Genomic DNA, 10,446 nt, shown 5'->3' on the forward strand with positions numbered 1-10,446 from the left:
GAGCCCATCATGGAAAAACGTGAAGAACTCTACCGCGGCAAAGCCAAATCGGTTTACAAGACCGACGACGCTGACCGCTTGATCCTGCTGTTTCGCAACGACACCTCGGCGTTCGACGGCAAGCGCATCGAACAGCTCGACCGCAAAGGCATGGTGAACAACAAGTTCAACGCCTTCATCATGCAGAAACTCGAAGCGGCCGGCATTCCGACCCAGTTCGACAAACTGCTGGCCGACAACGAAGTGCTGGTCAAGAAGCTCGACATGATCCCGGTCGAATGCGTCGTGCGTAACTACGCCGCTGGCAGCCTGGTCAAGCGCCTGGGCGTCGAAGAGGGCATCAAGCTCAATCCGTACACCTTCGAACTGTTCCTGAAGGACGACGCCAAGGGCGACCCGTTCATCAACGAATCCCACGTCGTCGCGTTCGGCTGGGGCACCGCTGAACAGCTGGCGCGCATGAAAGAACTGTCCCTCAAGGTCAACGACGTCCTGAGCAAACTGTTCGACGACGCAGGCCTGCTGCTGGTCGACTTCAAACTCGAATTCGGCGTATTCAGCGACGGCTCCATCGTCCTGGGTGACGAATTCAGCCCCGACGGCTGCCGCCTATGGGACAAAGACACCAAGAAGAAAATGGACAAGGACCGCTTCCGCCAGGGCCTCGGTGACGTCATCGAAGCCTACGAAGAAGTCGCCCACCGCCTCGGCGTCCCGCTCTAAAGCGGAAACGCCGCAAGCGACTGAAAAAACGCGAAAATTTTGAGAAAAAGGTTCGCGTTTTTTTAACAAGCTGTTATGATGCGCGCCGTTGGAGAGATGCCGGAGTGGCCGAACGGGACGGATTCGAAATCCGTTGTACTGGCGACAGTACCTAGGGTTCAAATCCCTATCTCTCCGCCATTATTTGAAAAGCCCTGTAATTCAGTGAGTTACGGGGCTTTTTTGTGCGCGTTTGCATTATTCATTTGTACCACTGCCGTGAAGACGCTAGGGCTTAGGTATGCGTTTGCATTTGATTGCTTCAAACGTCACCACGACCGGGTCGTAGCGTACGTCTGAGCCGTATCGAAAGCATTCTCGCGCATTCGTTCAGGATTATAGATTCCTCTGCTACCGGGTTGCCTACATTACATCCCAACTGTTTGCGGGTATGTTTATATGCGAGTCGATCCAAAAGGGAATGCGACGTCCCTACAAGAGAGCGACAGTGCCATTCATTACAAATTTTGATGCTACCAAGGCTTGATGGCAAAGCGCCCAGAGGTGTACAAATGACACCCGTTTGGTATCACTCCAAGGAAGGTCCACATGTCGTATAAAAAAACATTCCTGTGTCTCGCATGCTCCCGTAAGCCAGAAGGTAGATGTGTTGCAGGGAAAGAGTGGAGTAATGGGAGCTTTGGGGGTTGGATTCGCCCCGTAACGCCGGGTGAGGATTCGGCAATCACCAACGAGCAGCGCAAATATGCGAATGACTACTACGCCGTAGTGCTGGATTACGTGGAGGCACAATTCACAGGCCAGCAAACTGACGGATTCCAGGCTGAAAACCATTTCATCTTGCAACCGAGTAAGTGGCGATGTGCCTCTAAGGCTCAAAAGTCAATCCTCGCACAGCTTGCTGACACGCCAAAACAGCTCTGGTCCAATGAATGTTCGGACTCATCGAACGGAACAAATGACAGGGTTTTAGAGGCTACGCTCACCACACATTGTGAATCTCTTTTCCTAATTAAAGTAAATGATTTGGCCGTTCACATAGAAGAACTTGAGGGTAAAAAGCCTAAAGTTCGTGGCGAGTTTCTCTACAATGGGGAATCATACAAATTCAGAATCACCGACCCTAAATTCGAACAGAAATTTGAAACCCATAAAGCTGGTGTGTACGAATCAAAGATTGATTATTTGACAATCAGCTTGGGCGAGGCGTTTGAAGGGTACGCGTACAAACTAATTGCGGCAGTATTTTGAGCCTGACCACAGATGAAGATATCCACAATAGGATTAACAGAAAAAAAAGCAGAGAAATTTTTCTCCTTAATACAACTTTCAAATTGCAGGCAGCTTGTTGATGTCAGATTGAATAATATCTCCCAGCTTGCAGGTTTCGCGAAGAAAGATGATTTAAAATACTTTCTTTCGGAAATTTGCAATGTGGACTATCGACATGAGCCAGACCTAGCTCCTACCAAGCAGATGCTGAAGCCATACCAGCAAAAGGAAATTACGTGGGAGAAATACTCAGACCAGTTCATTGAACTTATGGCTAAGAGGAAAATCGAAAAAATATTGACACCCGAATCGGTGGACGGAACTTGCTTGTTGTGTAGCGAGCATCTTCCCCACCAATGTCACAGGCGGCTAGTTGTTGAATACCTGCAAATGCAATGGCCGAACCTTAAATTTGAAGTGAAGCATTTAACTTGAAAACAGCTTTTGTAATATACCCGCCAGAATTCCTTTGCTATTCTAAATTTGAACGGAAGCTAGGTCGCATCCTGCAAAGTAGAGAATTTCGCGTTGTATACAGCGAAGATTCCAACGGGTATATTGCAAAATTCTGTGACTCTCACGATATCGTCGCTCAGCTATATGAAAAGCCAGAGGAAGCCATAAAAGCCTCGACCCACGCAGTTTTCTTTGAAGACCGGGAATCATACTTTGAGATAAAGCAACAAGTATTTGACCTTGGTATCCCATATCGCACCATCGTGTTGGACTTAACAATTGTAGTTAACAAAGACCGAGGCGACAAATACGAAGTCTACGTTGGCAGAGGAACCATCTGGGGGAATCCTTACCAAATGGGAGTTGACGGCGACCGCGATGAAGTGATTCGAAAATTCAGATATGACTTTGAACATGGGTTATTGAAAGCCTCATCTGACCTGGAGCGAAATCTTGATATTGTCCGGGGAAAGGTTATCGCATGCCATTGCAAACCAGCGGCCTGTCATGGCGATGTCATTGCGTCATATCTGAACGCTCTTGACGATGGAAAGTAACTAACCCCTTACCCACTGAATGAGAGCAATTCCCCGCTAAACGCTCTACAGTGCGTTGTATCAAATTAACTTGAGTCAACCCGTATCACCCATTCGCACCGATCAGTAGTGGCTTATACAGGCGCGTAGCGCACATATATAGCCATAAAAAACCTCGCTCAATGTTTAGTCTGTACTTCACGGCGTATCATCTGCGCTATGGAAAATTGATCAGTAAGGTTCACGCTTACCCATAGTCCTGCACTAGCTACAGAAGGGCTCGAAATAAATCTGTTTGCAAAGGCTGCATCGTTTTCAGTGCCGGTATATAACTATATCTTATTTGTGTGTGCAGCAGTCTAAGCCGGATAGATAGATTGTTTTTCGGAACCTGGCCGTTCATGAATGCCCAACGCTTCAATTGCCCATCACCGTGGCAATCACAGACCATCTGGACGATTTCGTCCGTTTCAGTGCATTTTTGCTGGCTCGCGATGCGGTTGAAAAGTGAAAACTCCGATCTGGTTATGCTGCCATCTCGTCAGTCCCGTTCCGTCTGACGCGCACGCATACCTTTGAGCGAAGCAGCTACCGCCTCGCGGACATCACTTGATTAGTCGCTGTTGGGGCGCAGCTTCGATTCTCAAAGTCTTCAACTCGGCTTGCATTTGTTCACATACGTCAATGCTGATCGATGTCTGCTACTTGTTCGTTGTCTCGATCCACCTGAGCTTTCGCCGTAAACAACCGCCCAGCGATCTGCCGTCCGCGCTCCAATCCCTCATGGGTCACCAAACCGACTTGTTTTTGTTCACCGGATTGTTGATGAAGCCATGCTCGTGCAGTTGATTCATCACTTCAAAATTGAACCCTTTCCACGTGTTGCCCTTGTCGGAGCTGACGGCGGCCAGCAAGGCCTATACGGCGTCTTCAATCAGTTTGTCGTCGTATTCCATGATCGTTACTCCATGGTACTTGGCAGATGATGTTGAGTCTGAGGTGGCACAGCACGGCCTCTCAGCAGCGTCTGCCTTAGTAAACCCTCAGAGTTTTTTGGGTGCAAAGGCATGGGTGACGCAGGCGACGCAGAGGTGAAAGGCTAGGGGCGACGCGAGGAAGGGGCACTGCTCAAAACAAAGTGCGCCCGCTCGGGCGCACCTTTTCTTACGACTCACTCATCCCAAGGACGATCGCCGTTCTCATCTTTGACGCGGGTCGGGAGACCCATTACGTCCAGCGCTTTCAGGAACGCCCTGGCAGGCAGTTCTTCGACGTTGACCATGCGCTTCACGTCCCACTCGCCACGGGCGACGAGGAGGGCGGCGGCGACCGGTGGGACGCCAGCGGTGTAGGAGATGCCCTGGCTGTCGGTTTCGACGAAGGCTTCTTCGTGGTCGGCGACGTTGTAGATGAACACTTCGCGCGCCTTGCCGTCCTTGGTGCCTTTGACCAGGTCGCCGATGCAGGTCTTGCCGGTGTAACCCGGTGCCAGCGAGGCGGGGTCTGGCAGTACGGCCTTGACCACTTTCAGCGGAACGATTTCGACGCCTTCAGCGGTTTTGACCGGCTGTTCGGACAGCAGGCCAAGGTTTTTCAGGACGGTGAATACATTGATGTAATGGGCGCCGAAGCTCATCCAGAAACGCACGTTGGGCACGTCGAGATTTTTCGAAATCGAGTGCACTTCATCGTGGCCGGTGAGGTAGAGGTCTTGGGCGCCGACGACGGGCAGGTCGTCCGTACGTTTGACTTCGAACATGGCGTTGCTGGTCCACTGGCTGTTCTGCCAGCTCCACACCTGTCCGGTGAATTCGCGGAAGTTGATTTCCGGGTCGAAGTTGGTGGCAAAGTATTTGCCATGTGAGCCGGCATTGACGTCGAGGATGTCGATCGAATCAATGCGGTCGAAATAGTCTTGCTGCGCCAGGGCTGCGTAGGCGTTGACCACGCCCGGGTCGAAGCCGATGCCGAGGATGGCGGTGATGTTTTTCTGTTGGCACTCTTCGAGGTGTTTCCACTCGTAGTTGCCGTACCAGGGCGGCGTTTCGCACACTTTGCCCGGCTCTTCGTGGATCGCAGTGTCCAGATAAGCCACGCCGGTGTCGATGCAGGCACGCAGGACAGACATGTTGAGGAATGAGGAACCGACGTTGATCACGATCTGCGATTCGGTTTCCAGAATCAGCGACTTGGTCGCTTCGATGTCCAGCGCATTCAGGGCGTAGGCCTTGATCTCCGCAGGCTGCTTGAGGCTGCCTTTGGCGTTGACGCTGTCGATGATGGCCTGGCACTTGGAGATGTTACGCGACGCGATAGCAATACGACCGAGTTCGTCGTTGTGCTGCGCGCACTTGTGGGCCACCACCTTGGCGACACCTCCCGCACCAATGATAAGAACGTTCTTCTTCAATTTATTTCTCTCTCCTTTCTGCCAGCGTTACGAGAGGCTGGACAGGTAGTCGTCAAAACCAAACTCACGAACCACCTCGACTGTACCGTCGAGTTGTTTCACTGCGATGGACGGCATTTTCAGGCCGTTGAACCAGTTCTTCTTGACCATGGTGTAGCCCGCGGCGTCCACGAAGGACAGCCGATCGCCGATGGTCAGCGGACGATCGAATTGGTATTCGCCAAAGATATCGCCGGCCAGGCAGGATTTACCGCACACCATGTAGGTGTGGTCGCCTTCGCTCGGGGCCAGCTTGGCGTCGAGGCGGTAGATCAGCAGATCGAGCATGTGCGCTTCGATGGAGCTGTCGACCACGGCCAGGTTTTTGCCGTTGTAGAGGGTGTCGAGCACGGTCACTTCCAGAGAGGCGCTCTGGGTGATCGCCGCTTCGCCCGGTTCCAGGTACACCTGCACGCCGTATTTCTGCGAGAACGCTTTCAGGCGTGCGCAGAATGCGTCGAGTGGATAGCCTTCACCGGTGAAATGAATACCGCCGCCGAGGCTGACCCATTCCACTTTGTGCAGCAGATGGCCGAAACGTTCTTCGATGGTCGACAGCATCTGGTCGAACAGGCCGAAGTCGCCGTTCTCGCAGTTGTTGTGGAACATGAAACCGGTGATCTGCTCGATCACTTTTTCGATTTTCTCCGGGTCCCATTCGCCGAGACGGCTGAACGGACGCGCAGGGTCGGCCAGCAGGTAATCGGAGCTGCTGACTTGCGGGTTCACGCGCAGGCCGCGCACCTTCTCGGCGCAGGCGGGGGCGTGGCGCTCCAGCTGGCTGATGGAGTTGAAGATGATCTTGTCGCAGTTGGCGAGCATCTCTTCAATCTCGTCATCTGCCCAGGCGACGCTGTAGGCGTGTGTCTCGCCTTCGAACTTCTGACGGCCCAGCTTCAGCTCATAAAGAGAAGAAGAGGTGGTCCCGTCCATGTACTGCTGCATCAGGTCGAACACCGACCAGGTCGCGAAACACTTGAGTGCCAGCAGGGCTTTCGCACCGGATTGCTCGCGCATGTACGCGATCTTTTCCATGTTGCGCAGCAGCTTTTCTTTGTCGATGAGGTAGTACGGCGTTTTGATCATTTCGTGGCCTCCAGCAATGCCAGCCGAAAAAGGACGGGGATTGTGCCTTCACTCGAAAGGGATCGAAAGGGTGAAACCGTTTTTTTGCCGCTTTATGCGACGTTCGTGACCGAATTCCGGCTCTCTTGAAATATTTTGTGTTCAGTTGAGCAGGCATCAACGGTCTGTCAGCTTTGCCGCACACTGCCGGATAACCATGACAATTGAGGCATGGGTCTCTGTCAAAGCGCAGAAAACTCTTTTAAGATTTGCGCTGAATACGTATGCAATTGGCCCTAAAACAAATCCTGCCGGAGACAAGACTGTGGCAAATGAATACGAAACCTTGGGCATGCCCTCCTTTCGACTGGACGGCAAAGTCGCCTTGATCACCGGCGCGGGTACCGGCATTGGCGCCGGGACCGCGCTGGCGTTCAGCGCTGCGGGTGCTGAGCTGGTCTTGGTGGCCCGGACCCAGAGCAATCTTGATCAGGTCGCCGAGGTCATCCGCGCACGGGGTGGGAAGGTCACGACGGTGGTATGCGACGTCACCGATCGCGCCGCGATTCGCGCGGTGATCAACGCGCTTCCCAAGCTGGACATTCTGGTGAATAACGCCGGGACCAACTTCCCTGAGCCAATGCTCGACGTCACCGACGAGCACCTGGACACGGTAATTGATCTCAACGTTCGTGCCTGCTTCGTCACTGCCCAGGCCGCCGTGCGCAAGATGCTGGAAAACACCGGGCCGGACACCGGCGTGATCATCAACATCTCTTCGCAAATGGGCCATGTCGGTTCGCCGAACCGCACGGTGTATTGCATGACCAAGCATGCGGTGGAGGGGCTGACCAAGGCCATGGCCGTCGAGCTGGCGGACCGTGGCATTCGGGTCAACACGCTGTGCCCGACATTCGTGGACACGCCGATGGTGCGCAAGATCGTCGACACCCCCGAGAAGGAAGCGTTTCTGGTCTCGAAAATTCCCATGGGGCACATGGCGAAGATGGAAGACGTGATCGGCGCGGCGCTGTACCTCGCCGGCCCTTCGGCACGAATGGTCACCGGCACGTCCTTGAAAGTGGACGGCGGCTGGACAGCGCAATGACCGATGAGCCACCCCTCATTTGAAAGAGGGGTGGCGATAACCTCAGTCGCGCTCGAACGTCCGCCGCTGGGCACTGAACGCCATGAGCGCGCGATCACGCCACGCCCGTCGCGTTTCGAGCTGATCGTGTGCCAGGAACTCGCGGCGCTGGGCTTCGATGTTCGCGATCAATTCAGGGCTCCATTCCCGTTCATGGGTACGCGAATCGGCGATGCCGCGATAGAGCGGTCCCAGTCGCTGCGCGTAATCCGCCACGCCGCCGACGGCGTTCAGGTCAATCGTTTCGAATGGGCCCATGAACGACCACCGCCAGCCGAGGCCGTCGCGCACCGTCTTGTCGATGTCTTCGCAACTCGCGACGCCATCCTCCACCAACGCCCAGGCTTCTCGCAGCAACACCGCTTGAAGGCGATTGAGCACAAAGCCGTCGACCTCCTTGCGCACGTGCACCACGCTCTGGCCCACGGCGTCCATCAGTGCGGCCGTGAACGCGACGACCTCGGGCGCGGTTTCCGGGGAGGGCACGATTTCCACCACGGGCACCAGGTACGGCGGGTTGACCGGGTGTGCAATGACCACCCTCGGCGTGATGTTCAAGCCCAAGGCAAATGCTGAAGCAGGAATGCCTGACGTCGAGCTGCCGATGATCAGATCTGGTGCCGCCACAGCCTCCAGTTCGAGCATCAGGGCGCGTTTGACGTCGGTGCGTTCGAGGATCGATTCCTGCACGTAGATCGCGCCTTCAACGGCGTGGGCCAGGCTGTCGCAAACGGTCAGCCGCGCCAGGATCGCGTCGGCAGGCTCGCTCAACAGACCGTGGGCCGTGAGGTCGCCGATCTGCTGTTCGATCAATGGCACGGCAGCGTTGGAAATCGCCGGGTTGGCGTCGTAGATCCGTACCGCCAATCCGGCCCGGGCGAAGACCAGTGCCCAGCCGGAACCGACCAGACCGGCCCCGACGATGGCGACGGGACGGCCTTGGGTCAGGGTTTCAAGTTCATGCTTCATTGTTCACCTTTGACAGCTGTTGGTCGCCCAGGCAGATCTCCGTGACCTGCAGGCCCTGAGGCGTCAGGCGGGACGGGTAGACATCCTTGAGGCGTTCTTCGTGGATCGGGATCAAGCGTTTAGGGTCCTGATCGACGACGTTGAGCATCGCGACGGTGGCCATCACCAGATTTTCCTGGCTCCCTGACGCCAGGCCCACCGGCGTAATCGCCAGCTCGCCGCGTACTTCGCCGTTGCCGATTTCAGCGTTTTTGAGGAAGTTGTCGTAGCTGTAGACCAGGTCACCGGCCAGCACGTAGGAGTCTTGGGATTCACGGGCCAGGTCGTTACGCACATGCACCCACATCGAGGCGAACGTATGGCTGTCGTAGGCGACGTGCAAGTCGATGCCTGGCAGGAAGTCGGCCATGTCGCCATCCACGCAGCGCAAGCGCCCGTCCTTGGCGAGGGTGACGGCGCGCAGCACGTCAGACGGATCGGTGGCGATCATCATCCAGTGCTGATGGCCTTGCGGGAGTGACATCACCCAGATCCACTTCGCCAGCTCTTTTTCCTGAATGTAGAAGGTCGCATTGGGGAAGGCGTCGGTGTTACCAAGGTGGTCGAAGTGCGCGTGGGTGAGGATCACCGTGTCCACTTCCTCCGGCGTCACGCCGCATTGAGCGAGGACTTCAGTGGGCGAGTGCCAGTTGCCGACGCCGAATTTCTTTTCAAGGTAGGCGCCGTAATCCTTACTGTTGTAGCCGACGTCGATCATGATCGTGCGGCCATGGCCTTTGATCAGCACGTAGCAGTAGGGCAGTTTGCGCGTGCCCTGGTTGTGCGCGCCGAAGATGATACCGCTGACCGGATAAAGCTCCACGGCGCTGTATTCGAGCACCCAGATGGAATAAGCATTGCCTGGCATAAGTCACCTGTTGTTTTTATGGGGTGAACGGAAGAGGTTGCTCAGCGTTACTCAAGGCTTGCAGCGGAATGCAGCAGGCGCAGCCGTCTGCGAAGTCCACGGTTTGAAGGCGGGTTTCCGGGTCGGCGGCGCACCGAAGCATCGAACATGCCGCTTCCAGCGCTTTGACCATGCGCGGGATTTCGTCGCGCAATTGATCGGGGCTGTTGACGGTTCGGCGCAGGGAGCGGGCGATGTCGTCCACGTGGGCGGCAGCCTTCGACAGATGCCGGTAGTGTTCGGTGGCCATGGCGGGTGGGCGAATCGTTAGCAGGCTGCAACGGCAATCCTCGATCTGCTCCAGTGGCGTGGACGCCAGGTTGTAATACGCTTCGAAGCAGCTTCGCGCCTGGCCCAGAATCAGCAGCCCGCCCAACTGGCCGATGATGCCGTTGAGCTGGTCGAAGTACGGGCGAATCTGCGCGCAGTAGGCCACCCATTCATCCAGCCGAACGCCGATGCCGATGGCGTCCGAGTTGCTGCGCTCGGCGTCTTTGTAGGCGTGTCGAGCGAGGCCGAAACGGGTCGAGTTGAGCGTCAATGTCATGTGTTCCCTCCCATGGCCCGAGCCCGAAGGCTCAGGCACGCGTGCGTTCACTGCGCGTCGAACGCCTTGGTTTTGGTCAGGTGATACAGCCCTTGAGGCGCATCACATTTGGCGCAGTTGATGCCCGGCTCATTGGCGGCAGCGCGGGCGGCGTCTTCTGGCAACGGCTGAATGGTCGCGCCCGGCGTGGGGATGCCGTCGGTGGCGGACTGCAAGGAAATTTCCGGCAGCAGCGTTTGATCGAACACCTCGGTCACGAACGAATCCGGCACTTTGCCTTCAGCCAGCGCATTGCATTCGAGGGTCACTTTGTCGCCCTTGCACACGGTCACTTTG

The 10,446-nt window shown here is 55.6% G+C and carries 12 protein-coding genes, 1 tRNA gene and 1 pseudogene; 7 read left to right on the plus strand and 7 right to left on the minus strand.

Going from position 1 to position 10,446, the window contains the following annotated elements; all coding sequences use genetic code 11:
* Window positions 1–9 precede the first annotated feature (9 nt).
* From purC to GVN17_RS29715, 6 genes and pseudogenes are all read left to right on the plus strand, one after another.
* On the plus strand, window positions 10–723 hold the full coding sequence (gene purC / locus GVN17_RS16740) for a phosphoribosylaminoimidazolesuccinocarboxamide synthase (RefSeq protein WP_166596357.1): 714 nt from the start codon (window positions 10–12) through the stop codon (window positions 721–723).
* Window positions 724–813: 90 nt separating this feature from the next.
* Window positions 814–903: transfer RNA gene (locus GVN17_RS16745), tRNA-Ser, on the plus strand.
* A gap of 408 nt (window positions 904–1,311) precedes the next feature.
* Window positions 1,312–1,974 (plus strand): hypothetical protein, encoded by a 663-nt coding sequence (locus GVN17_RS16750; protein ID WP_166596358.1) that lies wholly within the window; start codon window positions 1,312–1,314, stop codon window positions 1,972–1,974.
* Window positions 1,975–1,986: 12 nt separating this feature from the next.
* Window positions 1,987–2,430: a DUF488 family protein gene (locus GVN17_RS16755; RefSeq protein ID WP_166596359.1), complete on the plus strand. Its 444-nt coding sequence runs from the start codon at window positions 1,987–1,989 to the stop codon at window positions 2,428–2,430.
* Window positions 2,427–3,008, plus strand: a complete 582-nt coding sequence (locus GVN17_RS16760; RefSeq protein ID WP_166596360.1) for a DUF4326 domain-containing protein — start codon at window positions 2,427–2,429, stop codon at window positions 3,006–3,008. The genes GVN17_RS16755 and GVN17_RS16760 overlap by 4 nt, the downstream gene beginning before the upstream one ends.
* A gap of 361 nt (window positions 3,009–3,369) precedes the next feature.
* A pseudogene (locus GVN17_RS29715) lies at window positions 3,370–3,498 on the plus strand (toxin-antitoxin antitoxin component); the annotation flags it as partial.
* A 277-nt stretch (window positions 3,499–3,775) separates the two neighbouring features.
* Here GVN17_RS29715 and GVN17_RS29990 read toward each other — a convergent pair.
* From GVN17_RS29990 to GVN17_RS16770, 3 genes are all read right to left on the minus strand, one after another.
* On the minus strand, window positions 3,776–3,841 hold the full coding sequence (locus GVN17_RS29990) for a DUF6429 family protein (RefSeq protein ID WP_371928568.1): 66 nt from the start codon (window positions 3,839–3,841) through the stop codon (window positions 3,776–3,778).
* 317 nt (window positions 3,842–4,158) lie between these two features.
* Window positions 4,159–5,397, minus strand: a complete 1,239-nt coding sequence (locus tag GVN17_RS16765) for a saccharopine dehydrogenase family protein (protein ID WP_166596361.1) — start codon at window positions 5,395–5,397, stop codon at window positions 4,159–4,161.
* A gap of 27 nt (window positions 5,398–5,424) precedes the next feature.
* Window positions 5,425–6,522, minus strand: a complete 1,098-nt coding sequence (locus tag GVN17_RS16770; RefSeq protein WP_166596362.1) for a carboxynorspermidine decarboxylase — start codon at window positions 6,520–6,522, stop codon at window positions 5,425–5,427.
* Between the two features lie 304 nt (window positions 6,523–6,826).
* On the opposite strand from GVN17_RS16770, the gene GVN17_RS16775 reads away from it, so the two are divergent.
* The gene (locus GVN17_RS16775) at window positions 6,827–7,609 is read left to right on the plus strand and encodes an SDR family oxidoreductase (protein ID WP_218576256.1); all 783 of its coding nucleotides are present in this window, start codon (window positions 6,827–6,829) and stop codon (window positions 7,607–7,609) included.
* 42 nt (window positions 7,610–7,651) lie between these two features.
* Here the strand turns inward: GVN17_RS16775 and GVN17_RS16780 are convergent, their stop codons facing one another.
* The 4 genes from GVN17_RS16780 to GVN17_RS16795 all read right to left on the minus strand — a co-directional run.
* On the minus strand, window positions 7,652–8,617 hold the full coding sequence (locus GVN17_RS16780) for a 3-hydroxyacyl-CoA dehydrogenase (protein ID WP_166596363.1): 966 nt from the start codon (window positions 8,615–8,617) through the stop codon (window positions 7,652–7,654).
* Window positions 8,607–9,524: an N-acyl homoserine lactonase family protein gene (locus GVN17_RS16785; RefSeq protein WP_166596364.1), complete on the minus strand. Its 918-nt coding sequence runs from the start codon at window positions 9,522–9,524 to the stop codon at window positions 8,607–8,609. The genes GVN17_RS16780 and GVN17_RS16785 overlap by 11 nt, the downstream gene beginning before the upstream one ends.
* 16 nt (window positions 9,525–9,540) lie before the next feature.
* Window positions 9,541–10,110: a hypothetical protein gene (locus GVN17_RS16790; protein WP_166596365.1), complete on the minus strand. Its 570-nt coding sequence runs from the start codon at window positions 10,108–10,110 to the stop codon at window positions 9,541–9,543.
* A gap of 47 nt (window positions 10,111–10,157) precedes the next feature.
* Window positions 10,158–10,446: hypothetical protein (locus GVN17_RS16795; RefSeq protein ID WP_218576257.1), on the minus strand; the 289-nt coding region annotated here is incomplete at its 5' end.

Origin of the sequence: Pseudomonas sp. SLFW (assembly GCF_009905615.1) — a bacterium.
GTDB lineage: Bacteria > Pseudomonadota > Gammaproteobacteria > Pseudomonadales > Pseudomonadaceae > Aquipseudomonas > Aquipseudomonas bambusae.

What these genes read in the sequence shown, in the direction of transcription:
- purC (WP_166596357.1), top strand. Translation starts at nt 10, where the DNA reads ATGGAAAAACGTGAAGAACTCTACCGCGGCAAAGCCAAATCGGTTTAC.
- GVN17_RS16750 (WP_166596358.1), top strand. Translation starts at nt 1,312, where the DNA reads ATGTCGTATAAAAAAACATTCCTGTGTCTCGCATGCTCCCGTAAGCCA.
- GVN17_RS16755 (WP_166596359.1), top strand. Translation starts at nt 1,987, where the DNA reads ATGAAGATATCCACAATAGGATTAACAGAAAAAAAAGCAGAGAAATTT.
- GVN17_RS16770 (WP_166596362.1), bottom strand. Translation starts at nt 6,522, where the DNA reads ATGATCAAAACGCCGTACTACCTCATCGACAAAGAAAAGCTGCTGCGC.
- GVN17_RS16780 (WP_166596363.1), bottom strand. Translation starts at nt 8,617, where the DNA reads ATGAAGCATGAACTTGAAACCCTGACCCAAGGCCGTCCCGTCGCCATC.
- GVN17_RS16785 (WP_166596364.1), bottom strand. Translation starts at nt 9,524, where the DNA reads ATGCCAGGCAATGCTTATTCCATCTGGGTGCTCGAATACAGCGCCGTG.
- GVN17_RS16790 (WP_166596365.1), bottom strand. Translation starts at nt 10,110, where the DNA reads ATGACATTGACGCTCAACTCGACCCGTTTCGGCCTCGCTCGACACGCC.